This is a genomic window from Pseudomonas alliivorans (assembly GCF_017826695.1).
Lineage (GTDB): Bacteria > Pseudomonadota > Gammaproteobacteria > Pseudomonadales > Pseudomonadaceae > Aquipseudomonas > Aquipseudomonas alliivorans.
The window spans coordinates 62,552-82,491 of the sequence record NZ_JAFFZW010000015.1; the positions used below are offsets into that span (position 1 = coordinate 62,552).

Here is a 19,940-nt window from a genome sequence, read left to right on the forward strand (position 1 = left end):
CCGAAACGGTGATAATCCGTTGGTATGGATGACATGCTGTTGTTACTTCATGTCACAATTTGCCGTCTATTGAAGCTGTTCCATTTCAGAGAAGAACCATGGACACCCTGCAAAACATGCGTGCCTTCAGTTGCGTGGCGCAAGCGGGCAGCTTTACCGCCGCAGCGGCGTTGCTCGACACCACCACCGCCAACGTGTCGCGTGCCGTCTCCAACCTGGAGGCGCACTTGCAGACGCGCCTGCTCAACCGCACCACGCGCCGTATCGCGCTGACTGAAGCCGGCAAGCGCTACCTGCTGCGTTGTGAGCAGATCCTGATGTCTGTCGAAGAGGCCGAAGCCGAGGCCAGCGACGCTCATGCGCGTCCGGCCGGACAGCTCAAGATGCATTCGATGCCGGGGGTCGGTCAGCATTATGTGGTCGACGCCATTGCCCGTTATCGGCGCAGTCACCCGGACGTGTCGTTCGACCTGACGCTGACCAGTCGTGTGCCTGATCTGCTGGAGGACGGTTACGACGTGTCGATCGTGCTGGCCAGCGAACTGCCGGACTCGGGCTTCGTGTCTCAGCGTCTGGGCATCACTTACAGCATCGTCTGTGCATCGCCGGAGTACATCAAGACGTTCGGCACTGCGCACAAGCCTGCGGACCTGCTGAATCACGCCTGCCTGCGTCTGGTGAGCCCGGTGTTTCCGCTGGAGAAATGGCTGTTCGACGGCCCGGAAGGCCAGGAGATGGTCACCATCACCACGTCACCGCTGCTGGTCAATTCGGCGGACGCCATGAAAACCGCGATCTCCAGCGGCATGGGCGTCGGTATCCTGCCGATCTATTCGGCCATCGAAGGACTGCGCAACGGTACGCTGGTGCGCATCATGTCCGACTACCGCTCCCAGGAACTGAACCTGTACGCCATCTACCCTTCGCGCCAGTACCTGGATGCCAAGATCAAGACCTGGGTCGAGTACCTGCGCGGCTCGCTGCCGGAGATTCTGGCGGCCGACGAGGCAGATCTGCACGTGCAGGCCCTGAAGAGCATGTCCTGACGTCGTACAACTGTAAAAAGCGGCTGCAATCAAGCGGGCAGGAATGTTAGCGTGCTACTCATTCAACCCGCTCAAGAGTGACTGCCCAATGAAAAAAACCGTACTCGCCTTCAGCCGTGTGTCCCCCGAAATGGCCGAGCGCCTGTCGCAAGACTTCAACGTGATCGTGCCCGACCCAAAACGCGGTGACCTCAATGCCCAGTTCGAAGAAGCCCTGCCCGAGTCCCACGGGATGATCGGTGCCGGCCGCAAACTGGGCCGAGAGCAGTTGGCGAACGCCAGCCGTCTCGAGGTGATATCAAGCATTTCGGTGGGTTACGACAACTACGACGTCGGCTACCTGAGCGAGCGCGGCATCATGTTGACCAACACGCCGGACGTGCTGACTGAGAGCACCGCCGACCTGGGTTTTTCGCTGATCATGAGCAGCGCACGCCGCGTGGCTGAACTGGATACCTGGACCAAGGCAGGCCAGTGGACACGCAGCATCGAAGCGCCGCATTTCGGCACCGATGTGCATGGCAAGACGCTGGGTATCGTGGGCATGGGCAACATCGGCGCAGCCATTGCGCGTCGTGGCCGACTGGGCTTCAACATGCCGATCCTGTACAGCGGCAACAGCCGCAAGACCGAGCTGGAGCAGGAGCTGGGTGCGCAGTTCCGCAGCCTCGACCAGTTGCTGGCCGAATCCGATTTCGTGTGCCTGGTGGTGCCGTTGAGCGACAAGACTCGCCACCTGATCTCGCGCCGCGAGCTGAGCCTGATGAAGCCGAGCGCGATTCTGGTCAACATCGCACGCGGTCCGATCGTCGACGAACCGGCGTTGATCGAAGCCCTGCAGAACGGCACCATCCGTGGCGCGGGTCTTGATGTCTACGAAAAGGAACCACTGAGCGAATCGCCGCTGTTCCAGCTCAAGAACGCCGTCACCCTGCCCCACATCGGCTCGGCTACCACCGAAACCCGCCAGGCGATGGCCGACCGTGCCTACCACAACCTGCGCAACGCACTGCTGGGTGAACGTCCGAAGGATCTGGTCAATCCGCAGGTGTGGAAGGGTTGAGATAAATCAGTCAGGCCCGCAGCTCAAAGAAGCACTGTGTTCGAACGAGGGGCGGCTTGCCGGCCGATGCGGCGTCAGGCGACTTGTCAGTGACAGGTCTTGCACTGTCGCCGGCAACCCGCCTCCACAGTTTTCATAGGCGACAGGGTCGCGCTGTATCCGCGTTGGCCTCAAGCCAGTTTCCCGCTCACTGGCACAATTACTGGCTTCACCTTCCTGAACACCAGCACATTGCCCGCCATTACCAGTACCAGCCCGATCAGCGCAGCCGAGGTCCACTGATACCCCTCGACCCATGCCGAGATGTTCAGCGCCACCACCGGGAACAGCACGGTGCAATACGCCGCACGCTCAGGCCCCATGCGGCCAACCAGTGTCAGGTACGCGGTGAAGCCTATGACCGAGCCCGGAATGACCAGATACAACAGGGACCCCACATAACGGGTATTCCATTCAAACGTGAATGGCGTGCCGCTCAACAGGCAGTACATGCCAAGAATCGTCGCGCCATAGAACATGCCCCAGGCATTGGTGGTCAGCGGACGCAGCCCGGCTTTCTGCTGCATGCTCGACAGCAGGTTCCCCGCCGAAAAACACAGCGTGCCGAGCAGTGCCAACCCCAGACCGATCAGGGTCTGATGACTGGCACCATGCCCGGACAGTTCAGGCCAGAACAGGCACCCCAACCCCAGCAAACCCAAGGCGCCGCCGGTCAGTACATTGCTGGCGATCTTCTGGCGGAAAAATACCCGCGCATTCAGTGCATTCCACAAGGTTGCGGTCGAGAACACGACAGCGATCAAGCCACTGGGGATCCACTGGCTGGCAGTCAGAAAACACATGAAGTTGACGCAGAACAGACAGATACCCTGCGCCAGACAGATCAACTGACCTCGTCGATTGACCGGTTGCAGCCGCCGGGTGATCAGCAGAATCGCGAACAGCACCAGTGCAGCCAGCGCGAAGCGATAGACGATCGAGACAGGAATGGCGACCTCGCCGAGCTGGAGCTTGAGCGCAATCCAGGTCGTGCCCCAGATCAGTACGGTCAGCAGATAAAGCGAAATGTTCATGACGCAGACTCCTTGATGAGCCATCAGTCTGCTGCGCGCATCGCCATGCGCGCTTGCACAATCTTGCGCATTTGATCGACGGGGTGCTGGCAGCGAGACCTATCGCAGGTAGGATGGCGTCGTAGAGGAATCGCCATGCCATCCATAGAATCCATTCAGGTCTTCCAGGCCTTGAACAGCTCGCCCCACTCCTGCCTCGAGCAGAGCGCGACGCTGGGCGATGGTCTGGTGGCAGCACTGTGGAACAACCGACATGACGCTCAGGAATACCACGCGCCCACCCACCACACGCTCTCCTGCTATATCGAAGACGGTACCGGCACCTTCCGGCGTGACAGGCCGGACCAGAAAGGCTCACCGGGAAAACTCTGCATTCTGCCTGCCGGACATGAATCTGCATGGATCGTGAACGGTAAAATCCGTCTGGCGCATTTGTATTTCAGCCCGGAGCAGTTCGCACTCAGTTGCGTCACGCTGCTGGATCGCGAGCCGCGCGAGATGCAGCTGCAAGAGAACACTTTTCTCGACGATCCCTCACAGACGCAGCGCTTCCAGCACTTGATCCGCCTGAACTGGGCCGAGCCGGGTGAGCGATTACTGACCAGCAGTCTGGCGCACGAGATGATCGGTCATGCACTGCTGAGCCAGACCGGGCAGCGTGAAGGCCTGCGTTTGAAGGGCGGACTTGCGCCACACGTGCGAAGACAACTGGCGGACTTCATCGAGACGCATCTGGCGGATCCGCTGAGCCTGGGCCAATTGGCAGGTTTATGTGCGTTGTCGGAATATCACTTCGCCCGCATGTTTCGCGAAAGCTTCGGGCTGCCGCCTCATCAATACCTGTTGGCGCGTCGCCTGGAACAGGCTCGTCGGTTGTTGCGTACCACCGGCAAACCGCTGGGCGATATTGCGCTGGCCTGCGGATTTTCCAGCGCCAGCCACTTCAGCAACCGGTTCCGTCAGACCATGGGCGCGACACCCGGCGAATACCGCGTAGCCCTCACGGCGATTTAGAACATCTGATCGAGCGCGGCCAGCGGGCTGAGCAGCAGCGCGAAACCGAACAACATCAATACCCAGCGCGGCCGAAAGGGCATCAGCGAAACCAGCAGCACAGCGCTGGCCATCAACACCGCAAACCACTGCACCAGGCCGATTGCCCAGCCGTCGGCGTTCACCGCAGACCAGGGCGAAACCAGCAGCGCCCCCCAGCCGATGAGTTTGAAGTTCAGCCGACGACGCCCGGTAAGCGGCCCCTTGCACAGCTCAACGTAATGACGCGGCATGGACAGGCAGAGCGCCACAAAGCCCAGATAGCACAACAAAGCCGCGAACAGCATCAGTTCGCCTCCTGCGGGCCGGCCTGCAGCGGAGTGCTGTCGGGACGCAGTGCCTTGCTGGCGGGTGATGACGTGAATTTCGTCGCCGTCCAGCCCAGAAACAGACCGGTCGCAAGCACCGTCAGGTCAAAGGCTGCGAGCACCCAGTGACCTGACGCAAGCGAATCCATCAGATAGCGCCCGCTGGTCAGCAGATCCAGCAGCGGCAGTGCGGTAAACAGAAATGCACCCAACCACAACTGCTCACGCCATGCGCTGCGCCCTCGACGTACCAACGCATGCAGCACGGACACGCCCCAGACACTGAAAAACACACTGACTTCCCAATCCGCACGCCCGGCCAATCCTGCCGGTATCACGCGGTTGGCCCAGAAAAATGCAGCCACAGCGATAAGCAGGCCGGACATGCTGGCGATGTTCAACACGTCCACCAGCCTCAGTTCCAGCGGCAACACGCCGCTTCTGGCGTGCTTGAGTTGACGCTTGCCCAGCCACATCACCAGTCCCGTGCCGATCATGGCAGTGCCTGCGATGCCGAAAATGAAGTACAGCCAGCGCAACAGTGGCTCGGCAAAATGGCCGACATGCAGCCCGTACATCGCGCCGGAAACCTGCAGCGCCATTGGCCGTTCCGGCACTTCGTCCTGCAACTCGCCGCTGACGCCGTTGAAGGTCAACGCACCACCACGCTCCAGGACGATGCTGCCCTTGTCATCGCGGGTCAGCAGAACCGACGCTGCCGCATCGCCCGGGTTATTCACGATCACCCGCCCGACATGGCCGCTTTCCCAGCGCTCGGTCGCCGTCTTGACCAGAGGCGCCAGCGCAATCAAAGGCGCGGGGTTGCCTTCGGCCTTGACGGCCCGAGAAGCGGGAAACGCTTCGCTATAAAACGCCTGAACATTGCCGTAGGCGGTCAGGATGCTGGCCGGCATGACCATCGACATGAAGATCACCAGACTGCTGTAGGTGATCATCAGATGAAACGGCAGCACCAGTATGCCCAGTGCGTTATGCCCATCGAGCCAGGAGCGCTGGCCCTTCCGGGGGCGGAAGGTGAAGAATTCCTTGAAGACTTTCTTGTGAATGATGATGCCGGTGATCAGCGCGACGAACATCACCATCGCGGCGATGGTCGCCAGCCAGCGGCCCCATGGATAGGGCATCTGTAGCTGATAGTGGAAGCGGTAGAAGAAGTCTCCGCCACGCGTCTCACGCGCCTGCACCTCGACACCGGTCTGCGGGTCGAGCAGCTTGCGCACTAAATTGTTGCGCTGACCCGCCTTGCCCTCGGGCAGCCAGCCCACCGACAGCGCCGGCGTGCGCTCATCAGGCAGGCTGATGAACCAGCGCGTTGCACCGGCGGCGTAGGTTTGCAGATAGTTCTGGGCCATCTGCACGCTGGCGCTGGCATCAAGGGCGCGGGCGGGAATCTCCGGCTGCATCCACTGGGTGATCTCGTCCTTGAAATACGAAAGCGTGCCGGTCAGGAAAATCGCGAACAACAACCAGCCGAACAGCAGGCCGATCCAGGTGTGCAGCCAGGCCATCGCCTGGCGGAAACCCTCTTTCATGACAACCACCCGCCGCAGGCGTAAGCCACACCGAGCAGTGCGCAGGGCGCCAACACCCCGACCCAGGCCTGCAACGCTGTCCGGCAGGCGAAACACCAGAGTACAGCGACCAGATAGACGAGGAAGGACAGCATCATTGCCGTCACCACCGCTTCGGCACGGGGAAGCGGCAACCATTGCGCAATGCAGATGCTGGTGATCGACGCCAGCAGGTAACCGGCAAAGATGGCAGCGAGCGCCCGCGAGGTCACGGCCAGTCGATAGGCGATGGTCACGCCTTGGGTCTTGGGGGTTCGCTTCTTGACCACAGGAGTGGTTTCGGCAGATGAGCCATCCATTGGAGCGTCTTCGTTCGGTACATTAAACGGCGGGAAGCGGGTCATGACGCCAGCCGGGTCTTGATTCGCCGTCAAACCGACGAATGAAGCGCAATATTAATGATAAATATTCTCATACGCAAAAGAGTCTGACAGAATCCACGCCACCCATGAATCCTCTGGATTGCTTTCGTGATGCACAGCGCCCACCCTGCTATCACTCACACCGTCGACGGCCTGTTTCGGGCGCATAACGCCTGGCTGACGGGCTGGTTGCGGCGCAGGCTCGGCTGTCCCCACAGCGCGGCGGATCTGGCGCAGGACACATTCATCAAGGTACTGGGCGCGCGCGACACGCAACAGATCGTCGAGCCGCGCGCCTTCCTGACCACCATCGCCCGACGCGTGCTGTGTAATCACTACCGACGTCAGGATCTGGAACGCGCCTATTATCAGGCGCTGACCGAACTGCCCGAGAGCGTGGCGCCGTCGGAAGAAGAGCGGGCGATCATTCTCGAAACGCTGGTGGAACTGGATCAATTGCTGGATGGCCTTCCTGGCCCGGTGAAGAGCGCATTCCTGATGTCGCAGGTGGACGGCCTGAGCCATGGCGAAATCGCCAGCGCGCTGAACATTTCCATCGCAACGGTCAAACGCCACCTGAACAAGGCCGCCCTGCGCTGCTACTTCGCCCTATGAACCTGAACAGCGAATCCTTGAACAAGTCCGACATTTCGCCTGCGGTCGCGCAACAGGCGGTCGGCTGGCTGCTGGAAATGCAGGAAGGTTCGCTGACTGCAGGTCGCCAGAAGGCCTGGCAGCTGTGGCTTAACGGCAACGTCGAGCATCAACGCGCATGGGCGCACATCCAGCGGGTCAATCAACGCCTGGGCGGCCTGTCATCGCCACTCGCACACGCGGCGCTGGGTGCACCGAAGTCCGGCAGCCGACGTCATGCCCTCAAATTGCTGTTGCTGCTGGGCGCGGGTTCAGTCGCGGGCTGGAGCCTGCGTGATCAGATCGCGCTGCAACCCTTGCTGGCCGACTACAACAGCGGCGTGGGTGAACAGCGCAAGGTGGCCTTGAGCGACGGCAGCCAGATTCAACTGAACACCGCCAGCGCCGTGGATGTGAAGTTCGATGCACGGCAGCGACTGATTCGGCTGTTGTCGGGAGAAATGCTGATGACTGCCTCAGCCGATACCCGGCCGCTGAACCTGCTGACCGCAGAGGGCTCCGTGAAGGTAGTGACCGGCGACAGTCGTTTCAACCTTCGTCAGCTCAATGGGCGCACGCAACTGGCGGTGTTCGCCGGAGCGGTCGAACTGACGCCCGATGAGCACGCAGGTTCGGGGTTGACCTTGCAGGCGCAGCAGCAGATAACGTTCAGCCGCAACGCCTGGGACAGTGTCCGACCTGTGGATGCCACCAGCGGCGCCTGGGCGGACGGCATGCTGGTCGCATCACGCATGAAGCTGACCGATTTTCTTGATGAGCTGGGGCGTTACCGTCGCGGCCGTCTGAACTGCGATGCGAAAGTGGCCAACCTGTTGATCTCCGGCAGCTACCCGCTGGCTGACAGCGAACGCATCCTCGACATGCTGGAGCTCGCCCTGCCCGTGCGCGTGCAACGCTTCACCCGGTACTGGATAAACGTGCAGGCGCGGGTTTGAATCCCTGAGCGCATGATCAGCCCATACCCATCGTTCCCACGCTTCAGCGCGCTCATCGTTCTGCACCAGTGCGCCTCGACACCGATGCGCCCTAAAAATATTTAAAAATACGTGAGCCGTTTCCGGGTCCTCGCGTGACATACAGGGAAAGCATTCAATCTCCGGTCGAGGACTCCCGCATGTCAGCCCGCCCTACCCAACTCTCTCCGTTGGTGCGCACGTTGCGCCATGTCATTTTCGGCGCCAGCCTTTCGGTGGGCGGCCTGTCGATGGCCTACGCAGCAGAGGCAGCACCCAAGGTTTACCACATCGCACCTAGCGAGCTGGAAACGGCGTTGAGCCAATTTGGTCGGGAATCAGGCGTGCTGATTTCCTATGGTTCGCAGATCACCAGCGGTCTGAAAAGCCGTGGCCTCGAAGGTCAATACACGCCCGAGCAAGGTCTTGCAGCACTGCTCGAAGGCACAGGCCTGCAAGCCGTGGCCGATGGCAATAACGGCTTTACCGTGCAATCGGCCAGTGTCGCTGGCGCCCCCATCGAACTGGGTGTTTCAACGGTCGTCGGTGACTGGCTGGGCGAGGCGCAGCAGACCAACGTGTTCGAACACCCTGGCGCACGCGACGTGATTCGCCGCGAAGAATTCGAGCGTGTCGGCGCGACCTCCGCGCGTGATGTGCTGAACCGTATCCCCGGCGTGAATGCCCCGGACAACAACGGTACTGGCAGCCACGACATGGCGCTGAACTTCGGCATTCGCGGCCTGAACCCGCGTCTGGCGTCGCGCTCTACCGTGTTGATGGATGGCATCCCGGTGCCGTTCGCACCTTATGGTCAACCGCAGCTGTCGTTTGCCCCCATCAGCATGGGCAACATGGACGCCGTGGACGTGGTGCGTGGCGGCGGCGCAGTGCGTTATGGCCCACAGAACGTTGGCGGTATCGTCAACTTCGTGACCCGCGCCATCCCCGACGAGCCGACACTCAAAGGCGGTATCCAGACCGAAACCAGCCCGTCTTCCAGCCATGACGGCTTCAAGACCACCGGCAACCTGCTCGCAGGCGGCACCGCTGACAATGGCTTGGGCGGCGCGATTCTGTATTCCGGCGTGCGTGGCGGCGACTGGCGCGAGCACAGTGACACGCAGATCGATGACCTGATCCTCAAGGGCAAATACCAGATCGACGACGCCAACAGCCTCAACGCCATGGCCCAGTACTACGACGGCGAAGCCGAAATGCCCGGTGGCCTGAGCGTCGCGGACTACGATGCCGATCCATACCAGTCGACTCGTCTGAAGGACAAGTTCTGGGGCCGTCGCACCCTGTTCAATTTCGGCTATCGCTACGAGCAGGACGCCCGCGTCTTCACCGCCAACACCTTCTTCACCAAAACCCTGCGCAGCGGTTACCTGGACCAGGGCAGTTTCGTGTCCCTGTCGCCGCGCGAATACTGGGTACGCGGTCTGGAAACGCGTTTCTCACAAGGTTTTGCCTTGGGTGAAACCTGGCACGAAGTGGGCGTCGGGTATCGCTACGTGAACGAAGCCGGCCATGAACTGCGCTACCGCGAGCCGGTGACCGGCCAACTGCCAACTACCGCCAGCCGCAACGACCGCGATACCCGTGGATCGACCGAGGCTCATGCGTTCTACATCGATGACCGGATCGACATCGGCAAGTGGACCATCACGCCTGGCATTCGCTACGAGATGATCGACACTGCGCAAAACAACAACCTGAGCAACGTCAAATACCAGGGCGACTACAACACTGCGCTGCCTGCGTTGAACGTGCTTTATCACCTGACTGATACCTGGAACCTGTACGCCAACACCGAAGGCTCGTTTGGCAGTGTGCAGTACAGCCAGATGCCCAACCGTGTGACCGGTGGCGAAGTGAAGCCGGAGAAGGCCCGGACCTGGGAGCTGGGCACGCGCTACGACAATGGCAATCTGCGCGCCGAGATTGGGGCGTTTCTGATCAATTTCGACAACCAGTACGACAGCAACCAGACCAACGACACCGTCATAGCCCGCGGCGAGACACGCCATCAGGGCATCGAGACCAGCATCAACTATGCGCTGGAAGGTCTGAGCCCGGCACTGGCGGGTTACGACGTATACGCGACCTATGCGTTCGTTGACGCCACAATCCGCGAGGACGGCCCGAACAAAGGCAACCGTGTGCCGTTCTCCTCGAAACACAAAGGCACGATGGGCGTCAGCTACACCGAAGGCCCGTGGAAGCTGAACCTGGACAGCTCGTTCCAGAGTGACCAGTTCGCCGACAACGCCAACACCTCGGCCGAAAGCGCCGACGGCAGCACCGGACGCATTCCCGGCTACATGCTGTTCAGCACCCGCGCCGGCTACGACTTCGGCCCTCAGTTGTCCGACCTGAACGTGGCAGTCGGTGTGAAGAACATTTTCAACCGCCAGTACTACACACGCTCCTTCGACGACAACAACCGCGGCAAATACGTGGGTGAGCCGCGCACGCTGTACGTGCAGACCTCGGTTGCCTTTTGATGCAATTTTTCTGATGTGATTGCTCACTGACCGATCGTGCCCATGCTCTGCGTGGGCATGCATCCCGTGACGCTCTGCGTCACATTCGAGAGCCTCCTGAGCGGCGTTACCACGCCGGATCGTGGGAACGATCATCCCATTCGATCACCGGTCAGTATCCCGACTTCATTCCCGTTACAGACAAGCCGGTAGGAAATCCAGAGCATCCCTGTGCGGAATTTTCGTTCAAACAATTCCTGTTTTTTTCTACTGCGAAATATTTCTTCCATATTGGGGTTGAATTGTTGGGCCATTGCCGCCAACACTGTGAATGAGCGCAAACGAAACCGCGAGTCATCGCGCAGTCCAGGCTCACACGAGCAAGCCCTAATAAGGATTAACTATGCAAATCCAGGTCAATAGCGATAATCACATCGAAAGCAGTATCCGACTGGAGGAGTGGGTTCGTACCACCGTTGAAAGCACGCTCGAACACTACGACGAATACCTGACTCGCGTGGAAGTCCATATCCGCGATGAAAACGGCGACAAGCCAGGCCCGCACGACATCAAATGCCAGATGGAAGCCCGGCCAAAAGGACACCAACCTATTTCTGTTTCCCACAAGGCCGATACGGTAGATCAGGCTGTGGATGGCGCGGCGGTAAAACTCGATCACGCCCTTGAGCATTTGTTCGGAAAACTGCGCGGCAAGCGCGGCGCAGCGCCCGTCCTGACCGAGCAGGATGAGGATTCGATCAGTCCGGACGCGTTGCTTGAAGAGGAATTTCTGGAGAAAGAGCAGGAGAAAGAAGCCGCTCGTTTGAGCTGATTCCGATTCGCTGCATGAACAGGTTTCACGATAGATAAAAAGGGCGAACCTGCGAGGGTTCGCCCTTTTTCGTGATGCTCACGCAGGTCGGTCAAAAGCGTTGAAAAGTGATTCACCCTGCGACTGATCGGTGCGCACCACAAATGCCCGGCGCACAGCTTTGTATCACCCGGAACACAGTTCGCGACGCTGAACCTCGACGTCTCGATGCCGTCCATCGAATTTAACATCCAGTGACAAACCAATATCGAGCGCCTTTTCCGTTTCTTCTGTGAGCAAAAACGGAGGCCGTTGACCTGCCTTCCGACATCGGAGGCTCACTCGAACAGCCCGCATCGCCCCCTCCTCCACCGACCGTACAAGACACCTGACATCGTGATTTTCGGAACACCTCCAAACGAGGTTTTTATCCCGCAAATGCGAATGCCTGACCGGAAAAGGAAAGCGTCTGAATGTCTGACAATCCGTAGAATCTGTCCTATGTAAATCACCCGCCGGTCAGTGGGCGAGGCAGGCCTGAAGCCGTCGCTCGTGAGCTTTGCGCCACGGCCATCGACAAACTGTTCACGTACCCACTCCCTGCGAAATACAGCGCTGGCGGCGACTGATCCTGTGCGCTTCAAAAGGCCACTCCTGAAAAATGGCCCGAACCGTGCAACGCACTGATGGCGACACCCAAGCCACGGCCAAGCCACTGATCGGCCGCTGAGAACCAAAAGGACTTAAACCCGGTCAACTTATGCAGAACCATTGAGCAGGTAAATGATATGGACAATCCTTTTCAGATGATCACGGACACTTTCCATCCGGACTATCGGGTGAATCTGAGCATTCAAGGACTGGACGGCAGCATCATGCTGACGCTCTCCAACGAACGTGGCGTCGTCGCCAAGCGCCTGATCAGCGCCGCTCAACGTAACGACCCGGAACGCCTGCGCCGGCTGATAGAAAGCGTGCAGTTCGGCATCGCCATCGAACGTGGCGACAGCGCAATCAAGATTCTGGCTGCAATGACAGATGACGCTGCCCTTCGGCAGCCAGGTGCGCCATCCAATGACGAGTGGCAGCGAAAGCGGCCGAATCTGGCGGCGGGGGTTTGATGGGCTATCCGGTTTTAAAACGACCATGAACCCTGATTCAACCTTGCTACGCCGTATCCCGTCGGCGGAACTTTTATGACAAAGCGTTCAACACTTACTTCCGTTGAACGCTTCATTGAAGACTTCACTCTTCTCCCGACCAGTACCAAAGCGTATCGCCCCATGCCGAATCACTGATACTCGGCATAATTTCGCCTTGCTTGAAGTGACGCCTCGAATTTGCTTGTGCTGGAGTAAACCAGTAACCGGTCTTGGTGCAAGGATTGCCGGCGACGACTCTATTGATCTGAGTGTCATTCGTACCTTGGTAATTTCTTGCGTACTCGACCAGATCCTTGGGATAGACCATGTGATCTATATTGCTGTCATCTATATTATATAGGAAAGCGATGGCTCCAGCTTCTATAGCCCAATAGCCTACGTAGATCCCATCCTCCCCTTGAAGATGAGTATCGTGCCATGGAGCGCTCTTAAAAGCTGGATACCATTCTTGACAATATTTATTCAATAAATCGGATGAATCTTTTTTATCATCGGAATAAATTGCCTGGATAAGGGATGTGTAGACGTCGTGATACCACTGATCCACATCGTGCCGACCGGGCAAAACCTTATTAAGCAAAGATTCATAAAGAGTATCCTCGCCCGCATAGCCTGCTTCGTCTATCAAAACAGCAAAACGAGATGCCAGATCGTTACGGTGCAACAAAACACAAAAGCTTATTATCTGAACAGCCTCCTCATATTGATTAGGCCAGTCATCTATCGCTAATGGCGAAATTTTTGGAGCACCTTGATATTCAGCCAAGCTCCTTTGGCGCAACTCATATTTCTCAATCAAATTCTCAAGAATAGGAACAAGAGACTCTATACTTTCTCCAGATGTGTAAGTCGCCAGCAATTTATCCAAGGCAAGTGTTTGAAAGTATCTTGCCCGCTGGGAAGCCTCTTCCAACGCAGTATCAGACTTAAACTTATTTACCTTGAAGAAATCGACTAATTCGTCATATTCTTTTAGAAAGTTTTCGTAGTGCTTCCTGCTATAAAACTTTTGCCTCACATTCATAACCTTATACCTCGACCTTAAGAGTGCTCAGAGCACCATATTTCTTGGCTAAAGACCGTTTTCGCTTATTTACAAAGCTCTTGACCTCCGCCTCGTTATAGTGAAAAGCATTATGAATTCGATGTTTTTTTCATCCAAGCCACTTAGTCGAGCTTCAGCATGGTCCTTGGGGCTAGAACTAGGGTAATACAATGGAGCGTAAAATAAATGTCGACTATAAGAAACTTCCACTTGGGCAGCGAGCATTCGATTGCCAACAGCCTTTTGAAGATTAGCAAGAACCCACTCTACACTCATCTGCACAAGTACCTCTTTGACTTTTGCCTCACCCGCCTTGCGTTTTTTATGGAGTGAATTTTTTGACCTACCGCTTTTCATCGATTTCTGGCCCTCTTGAACGGAGCTATCCTTGCCGTCCTCAACAGGCTCTATCAACTCGCTAGGGTCGGTTATTCCTGATACCCCAAGCTTGGAACCAACACCCGGTTTACGCGTATTGTTCAACTTTCGCATAAACTTAGGCGCATCTTCATCCTTACTCGCCTTGGCTTCGACAATCGCAAATTTCTTACCTCCATTGTTAGCAGGATCTGCCCGCCAAACCGCATCAATGCCCGTTCCATTCGCACCATCGGTCAACTTGTAAAGCACATGCTTCGCCTTCGGACTACCACCCGCCGACAGCTTCCCCATCTTGCTCGCACTCGGCACACCCTCAAGCCACTTCCCATCCGCGCCTTTGTCGTGTCCGTCCCAGTCTTTGCCCCAGCCAAACTCCACGGCGCAGATGTAATCGGCGATATGTTCACCGCTGACACCCAGGCCTTCGTTCATAATACTTGAAGGGGCTTGAAGGCCGACTTTTGAGGCTTCTACCTGATTGGAATGGGTCCTGCTCGCGTTCTCCTTACCTTGTGCTGCAACGGCTGCATCTTTGTTGGCCGGTTTTTCGGCTCTTTTCGGGTGGTTTGAACCCGAGGACGCCGCAGAGCTGTTGCGCTGCATGCCTTTCCATTTCACCAGTCGCTTCTCAACGATGCCGACTGCCGACTATCGCTGGCATGTTGTCGCGGGAGGCGGCGAGGACAGTGACTACGGATGTTTTGGCCCAATTGGGCAGGCTCTGGAAGGTCGAGGAGCCTTTCACCCCTGTGATGATTTCGTCGAGTTCAGCCGTCAGTTTTCCCGCGTCGAATACCTGTTTGAGCAGTTCTTCAGGACTGGTCTTGATGCCGCATTCCTGCAGCACGAAGCGCAGCAGGTCAAAGAGGACCGGGGCATAGCGTTCGGGGTCCTTGTTGACGATGCGCATGCTTTTCTTCAGCCCGTCACCCGGTCCTGGAATCCAGCCAATGATGGCCATCAACAGGTCAAACTGCGCGTCTTCCTTGCCTGCTGTCGACTCTGAGTTGTAGAGGACGATAGAGGATTCGATGGTGTCGTAAGCATCGATGGCCTGGCCGAGAAAAGGTACCGCGCCCAGCGCGATGCCTTTTGCCAGTTCGACTGCGGCTTCTTGATAGGTGGCGTTACGGTCTTCGCCGCCTTCGTTTGCGCTCTCAGCTACTGCGTCGCTCATGTCAGCCTCCCTGCGGCTTTCTCCACCAATGCTTGTAAATCAATCTGGTCCGGGTCCAGGCCGAGCTTGCGCAAGTCTTCATTAACCTTTTCGTCGGAGTTCTGCACGATCGTCACACTTTCGCGGCTGAACGGCCTTGGGTCTTCGCCGTAATACACTTTTGCGGGGCCTTTCGGCACGTCTTCCAACCGGGCAAACCCGTCATCATCCAGCACCCCTTCACGCGTCGAGCCGTCCCCGAAGTCAACGCGGTACGAGGCGCCCGGCACTGGTTCAAGGTTGTCGTAGTGCAGGTTCAGTTCGAGCCAGGTCGGGCTGGCCATGCTTTTCTCAATCACCTGAGCCGGCTTGTCCGCAATGATCGGTGCAGTCTCGCAGCCGCGGCAACCGTAGACTTTACGAACGTGTTTGATCACTCGTATCTGCATCGGGACGATTTCAAGTTGCTCGCTGACTTCTTCGCCAATGGCGTGTTTGCGGCAGCCGCAGACTCAGGTCAGTTTGTGCTCGGGTAGTTCGTGGATGACTTCAATGCGCGGCAGATCCGCAGGCAGTTGCTTGCGCTTGCCACGGCGCTTGGCGGGTGCGACGACCTCTTCTTGCGTGTCTTCGTCGGCAACGTCGGCGATGCTCTCTGCTTCATTGAAAAGGGCTCGCTGAGGCGTAGCAGGATCAGCTGTCTGCTCGGACTTACGTCCGAACAAGCGCTGACGCAGCAACGCATTTTCCTGTTCAAGAAAACCGACTCGCGAATGCATCTTCGCAAGCATCTGTTTGAGAAGTTGAAGGTCATCATGGAGGTTTTCGGGCACAGAATTCATGTCCGGGATTATAAAGAATCAGGCCACGAATCGCGGCGTCAAAACCTGATGAGGACGGTTACGCCAGAGGTCAAAACCGTCGAGCATCCAGTTGAGTTCCTGGACAGTCAGGACAATCGCTTCGTCCGTATCCGCTCCACAAACCCCACATTCCAAGGCAATAGCTGACGCCTGATGCTGTGTTCCCGTCTTTTTCCTGGAGCCAGCACCATGATGCGACCCGACGCCAAAGTCGAAAAAGTGTACCTCTACCCCAAGCCTGTGGACTTCCGAAAATCCATTGACGGTTTGGCCGCCTTGGTCGAACTGGATATTAAAGTCGCCGTGTTTGACCCCGTGCTTTTTGTCTTTTTGAATCGCCAGCGTAATCGAGTGAAAATCCTCTACCGGGAGCGCAACGGCTTCTGCCTTTGGCTCAAGCGTCTGGAGTCCGAAAGATTCAAAAATATCACCCGATGAAGTCGATGACGCTATCGTGTTGACGGTTCAGGAGCTGAACTGGTTACTGGATGGATTTGATCTCTGGCGTAACTGTCCGCACAAGGTTTTGACGCCACGATTTGTTGCCTGACGGATATAATCCAGGGCATGAAATTGATGCCCGAGGACCTCCCTGACGACCCTGTACTGCTCAAGCAGATGCTGCTTGATGCGCAGTAAGTCAAAGAAGCCTACGCCACTCACATCGTTGATCTAAGGATTCTCCGAACAAGTCCCCCAATGTGATGAAATACGCCTGACCACCTGATCCGACCCGCCCATGAGCCAGATGAGCTTTTCCGATTTCGAATACGCCGGCAAGCGCAAGCAGACACGCCGCGAACGCTTCCTCGCCGAGATGGATCAGGTCGTGCCCTGGGCAGGTCTGCTGGGCCCGATCGAACCGTTCTACCCCAAGGCCGGCGGTGGCAGAAAACCCTATGCTCTCGAAACTATGCTGCGCATTCATCTGCTGCAGAACGGGTTCTCCCTGAGCGACCCGGCCATGGAAGAAGCGCTCTACGAAATCACGCCCATGCGCCAGTTTGCACGCCTGACCTTGAGCGCCCCGATACCTGAAGACACCACGATCATGAACTTCCGGCATCTGCTGGAAAAGCATCAACTGGCCCCTGCGATCCTCGCGGTCATCAATGGTTATCTGCAAGACAAAGGTCTGTCCCTGCGCCAGGGCACCATCGTCGATGCCACCATCATTCATGCCCCTTGCTCGACCAAGAACGAGGAAGGAAAGCGTGATCCCGAGATGCATCAGACGAAAAAAGGTAACCAATACTTCTTCGGGATGAAGGCGCATATCGGCGCCGATGCCGAGTCGGGACTGGTTCATCATGTTCATGGCACTGCCGCCAATGTGGCCGACATCACGCAGGTCGCCGAGCTGTTGCATGGCGAAGAAAACGCGGTGTATGCAGACGCTGGATACACCGGTGTCGAGAAGCGTGAAGAGCATGAAAGTCGTGAGGTCATCTGGCAAATCGCGGCGCGGCGCAGCACGTATTCCAAACTCAATAAACGCAGCGTGCTCTACAAGGCCAAGCGCAAGATCGAGTACTGCAAAGCTCAGACACGGGCCAAGGTCGAGCATCCGTTTCGGGTGATCAAGCGGCAGTTTGGCTACGTGAAAGTGCGCTTTCGTGGGCTGATGAAAAACACAGCTCAGCTGACCACGCTGTTCGCCCTGTCAAACCTGTGGATGGCTCGAAACCAGCTGATGGGTATGGGTGAGTTGCGCTCTTAACTCGGGAGAGCGGGCGAAAACGCCCTCCCTGTATGAGGTATCGTTCGATTTTCAGCGGATAACGCTGTTTGCCGGGTGAATTTTCGACTTTCCGCTGGCTTGCGGCAACTTGATCGGAGAATCCCTAGAGACAGCCTTGCCTAAATTCTCCTCAATCCACTCACTACTCATTCGGCGAACTGGTCGTCATGACTTGGGAACCCGCCGAATTGGGAGGATTGTTTTAGATAATAGGTCCAAAGGGAGTAGCACCAGCATCATCGTGCTATTCCTCCCCAGACCAATACCAAAGCGTATCGCCCCATTTCGAGTCGCTGATACTCGGCATGATTTCGCCTTGCTGGAAGTGGCGCCTCGAATTTGCTTGTGCTGGAGTAAACCAGTAACCGGTCTTGGTACAGGGATCGCCAGCGACCACTCGATTGATCTGTGTGCCGTTGGCACTTTGGTAATTTCTTGCGTACTCGACCAGATCCTTTGGATAGACCATATGATCTATTTTGCTGTCGTCTATGTTATATAGGAACGCGATTGCACCAGCTTCGAAAGCCCAATAACCCACATAGTTCCCACCGTCCCCCTGGTGGTGAGTGTCGTGCCACGGGGCTTGTTTAAATGCTGGATACCATTGCTGGCAATATTTTTTTAGCAACTTCGGTGCTTCTGTTTTATCGACAACATAGATAGCTTGAATAAGGGGTGTATATACGTCGTGATACCACTGATCAACATCATGCCTGTTAGGTAAAACTTTTCTTAACAAATCTTCGTAAAGAGTATCATCACCAGCATAGCCCGCTTCATCCATAAGTTTCACGAAACGTGCCAGCAGGTCAATGCGATGCATCAAGATGCATAAGCTAATGACTTGAACTGCTTCTTCGTATTGATCTAGCCAGTCATCTAAAGCCAAGGGAGAAATATTTGGTGCACCTTCATAAATAGCGAGAGTTTTTTGACGAACCTCATATTTATCAATCAAATCGTCAAGCAGATGGATAAGAGATTCAATCGTCTCTCCGGCTGTATAGGCAATAAAAATCCTCTTGAGCGCCAAATTTTGAAAAAAGGCACCCCTAAGAGAAAGCTCTTCTTCAGGCGAATCAGACTGAAAATCATTGGTCTTGAAAAATTCAACTACCTCATCGTGTTCTGCAAGATAAATCTCGTAATGCTTTTCACTGAAAAATTTTTGCCGTTTACTCATAATTACACCTCAACCTTAAGTGTCTCTAAAGCACCGTATTTTCTGGCCAAAGACTTTTTACGCTTATTTACGAAACGCTTGACTTCCATTTCACCATAGTGAAAAGCATTATGATTTCGGTGATCAACTTCATCTAATCCTTTTAGCCTAGCCTCAGCATGCTCTTTAGGGCTCAAGCTTGGATGATACAGTGGAGAGTAAAAAAGATGCCTGCTATTTGACGCCAGTATCTGTGCAACGAGAGCGTTCCCCTTGACTGCCTTATCAAGGTTTCTACGTATCCACTCGATGCTCATCTGAACCAATATTTGTTTACTTTTAGCGGGTGATTTTTTAGAAGCTGGCTTAGCTTGAGTGCTTGCTTTTCCAGTATTAAGAGTTTTTTTCTTTTTACCGTCAGCAATATCTGGATCATTCTCAATAGGCTCGATTAATTCGCTAGGATCACCTAAGCCAGACACACCCAGTTTGGACGCAACGCCCGGTTTACGCGTATTGTTCAACTTTCGCATAAACTTAGGCGCATCCTCATCCTTACTCGCCTTGGCTTCGACAATCGCAAATTTTTTTCCGTCGTTAGTCGTTGGGTTCGCGCGCCATACAGCATCAATCCCCGTTCCATTCGCACCATCTGTCAACTTGTAAAGCACATGCTTCGCCTTCGGACTACCACCCGCCGACAGCTTCCCCATCTTGCTCGCACTCGGCACACCCTCAAGCCACTTCCCATCCGCCCCTTTGTCGTGTCCGTCCCAGTCTTTACCCCAGCCAAACTCCACTGCGCAGATGTAATCGGCAATGTGTTCGCCGCTGACACCCAGGCCTTCATTCAGAATACTTGAAGGGGATTGAAGGCCTATTTTTGAGGCTTCTACCTGATTGGAATGGGTACTGCTAGCGCCTTCTTTGCCCTGTGCTGCAACAGCTGCATCTTTGTTGGCCGGTTTTTCGGCTCTTTTCGGGTGGTTTGAACCCGAGGACGCCGCAGAGCTGTTGCGCTG

17 protein-coding genes and 2 pseudogenes are annotated in these 19,940 nt (G+C 56.4%); 10 read left to right on the forward strand and 9 right to left on the reverse strand.

The annotated features are described in order from the left end of the window. The first annotated feature begins 98 nt into the window (after positions 1–98). On the forward strand, positions 99–1,046 hold the full coding sequence (locus JTJ32_RS25350) for a LysR family transcriptional regulator (RefSeq protein WP_099226878.1): 948 nt from the start codon (positions 99–101) through the stop codon (positions 1,044–1,046). 88 nt (positions 1,047–1,134) lie between these two features. Then, positions 1,135–2,109 carry a 2-hydroxyacid dehydrogenase gene (locus JTJ32_RS25355; protein ID WP_210043674.1) on the forward strand — a complete coding sequence of 325 codons (975 nt, stop codon included), beginning with the start codon at positions 1,135–1,137 and terminating at the stop codon, positions 2,107–2,109. A gap of 170 nt (positions 2,110–2,279) precedes the next feature. On the opposite strand, the gene JTJ32_RS25360 is transcribed toward JTJ32_RS25355, so the two are convergent. Continuing rightward, complete coding sequence (locus JTJ32_RS25360; protein ID WP_099226880.1) at positions 2,280–3,182, reverse strand: DMT family transporter; 903 nt, start codon at positions 3,180–3,182, stop codon at positions 2,280–2,282. 135 nt (positions 3,183–3,317) lie between these two features. On the opposite strand from JTJ32_RS25360, the gene JTJ32_RS25365 reads away from it, so the two are divergent. Next, positions 3,318–4,196 carry a helix-turn-helix domain-containing protein gene (locus JTJ32_RS25365; RefSeq protein WP_210043675.1) on the forward strand — a complete coding sequence of 293 codons (879 nt, stop codon included), beginning with the start codon at positions 3,318–3,320 and terminating at the stop codon, positions 4,194–4,196. Here JTJ32_RS25365 and JTJ32_RS25370 read toward each other — a convergent pair. Genes JTJ32_RS25370 through JTJ32_RS25380 form a run of 3 tightly spaced genes read right to left on the reverse strand, consistent with a single transcriptional unit; the run spans position 4,193 to position 6,434 of the window. Then, a complete protein-coding gene (locus JTJ32_RS25370; protein ID WP_210043676.1) occupies positions 4,193–4,522 on the reverse strand; it encodes a DUF3325 domain-containing protein in 330 nt (109 codons plus the stop codon). The genes JTJ32_RS25365 and JTJ32_RS25370 overlap by 4 nt on opposite strands. Beyond that, positions 4,522–6,072 carry a PepSY-associated TM helix domain-containing protein gene (locus JTJ32_RS25375; protein ID WP_210043687.1) on the reverse strand — a complete coding sequence of 517 codons (1,551 nt, stop codon included), beginning with the start codon at positions 6,070–6,072 and terminating at the stop codon, positions 4,522–4,524. The genes JTJ32_RS25370 and JTJ32_RS25375 overlap by 1 nt, the downstream gene beginning before the upstream one ends. A 20-nt stretch (positions 6,073–6,092) precedes the next feature. Then, a complete protein-coding gene (locus JTJ32_RS25380) occupies positions 6,093–6,434 on the reverse strand; it encodes a DUF3649 domain-containing protein (RefSeq protein ID WP_210043677.1) in 342 nt (113 codons plus the stop codon). A gap of 174 nt (positions 6,435–6,608) precedes the next feature. Here JTJ32_RS25380 and JTJ32_RS25385 point away from each other — a divergent pair, with 174 nt between their 5' ends. From JTJ32_RS25385 to JTJ32_RS25405, 5 genes are all read left to right on the forward strand, one after another. Further along, a complete protein-coding gene (locus JTJ32_RS25385) occupies positions 6,609–7,112 on the forward strand; it encodes a sigma-70 family RNA polymerase sigma factor (protein WP_099226885.1) in 504 nt (167 codons plus the stop codon). Further along, positions 7,109–8,086, forward strand: coding sequence for a FecR domain-containing protein (locus JTJ32_RS25390; protein WP_210043678.1), 978 nt, complete (start codon positions 7,109–7,111; stop codon positions 8,084–8,086). The genes JTJ32_RS25385 and JTJ32_RS25390 overlap by 4 nt, the downstream gene beginning before the upstream one ends. Positions 8,087–8,265: 179 nt before the next feature. Further along, entirely contained in the window at positions 8,266–10,614 is a 2,349-nt protein-coding gene (fecA, locus tag JTJ32_RS25395) for a TonB-dependent Fe(3+) dicitrate receptor FecA (RefSeq protein ID WP_210043679.1), read from the forward strand. A 382-nt stretch (positions 10,615–10,996) separates the two neighbouring features. Then, a complete protein-coding gene (locus JTJ32_RS25400) occupies positions 10,997–11,425 on the forward strand; it encodes an HPF/RaiA family ribosome-associated protein (RefSeq protein ID WP_099226888.1) in 429 nt (142 codons plus the stop codon). Positions 11,426–12,192: 767 nt separating this feature from the next. Beyond that, on the forward strand, positions 12,193–12,525 hold the full coding sequence (locus JTJ32_RS25405) for a DUF3509 domain-containing protein (RefSeq protein WP_210043680.1): 333 nt from the start codon (positions 12,193–12,195) through the stop codon (positions 12,523–12,525). A gap of 124 nt (positions 12,526–12,649) precedes the next feature. Here JTJ32_RS25405 and JTJ32_RS25410 read toward each other — a convergent pair whose 3' ends face one another. From JTJ32_RS25410 to JTJ32_RS26495, 3 genes and pseudogenes are all read right to left on the reverse strand, one after another. Beyond that, on the reverse strand, positions 12,650–13,591 hold the full coding sequence (locus JTJ32_RS25410) for a PoNe immunity protein domain-containing protein (protein WP_210043681.1): 942 nt from the start codon (positions 13,589–13,591) through the stop codon (positions 12,650–12,652). 4 nt (positions 13,592–13,595) lie between these two features. Next, positions 13,596–15,170: pseudogene (locus tag JTJ32_RS26910) on the reverse strand (hypothetical protein). A 263-nt stretch (positions 15,171–15,433) separates the two neighbouring features. Continuing rightward, positions 15,434–15,991 (reverse strand): annotated as a pseudogene (locus tag JTJ32_RS26495) (IS66 family transposase); the annotation flags it as partial. Positions 15,992–16,201: 210 nt separating this feature from the next. On the opposite strand from JTJ32_RS26495, the gene tnpB reads away from it, so the two are divergent. Together tnpB and JTJ32_RS25435 are read left to right on the forward strand one after the other, a co-directional pair. After that, entirely contained in the window at positions 16,202–16,450 is a 249-nt protein-coding gene (gene tnpB, locus JTJ32_RS25430; RefSeq protein ID WP_236059463.1) for an IS66 family insertion sequence element accessory protein TnpB, read from the forward strand. A gap of 301 nt (positions 16,451–16,751) precedes the next feature. Further along, the gene (locus JTJ32_RS25435; protein WP_210043683.1) at positions 16,752–17,732 is read left to right on the forward strand and encodes an IS5 family transposase; all 981 of its coding nucleotides are present in this window, start codon (positions 16,752–16,754) and stop codon (positions 17,730–17,732) included. A gap of 265 nt (positions 17,733–17,997) precedes the next feature. Here the strand turns inward: JTJ32_RS25435 and JTJ32_RS25440 are convergent, their stop codons facing one another. Beyond that, a complete protein-coding gene (locus JTJ32_RS25440; RefSeq protein ID WP_057458282.1) occupies positions 17,998–18,939 on the reverse strand; it encodes a PoNe immunity protein domain-containing protein in 942 nt (313 codons plus the stop codon). Positions 18,940–18,941: 2 nt separating this feature from the next. Beyond that, positions 18,942–19,940 (reverse strand): hypothetical protein (locus tag JTJ32_RS25445; protein WP_210043684.1); only part of this gene is annotated, 999 nt, incomplete at its 5' end.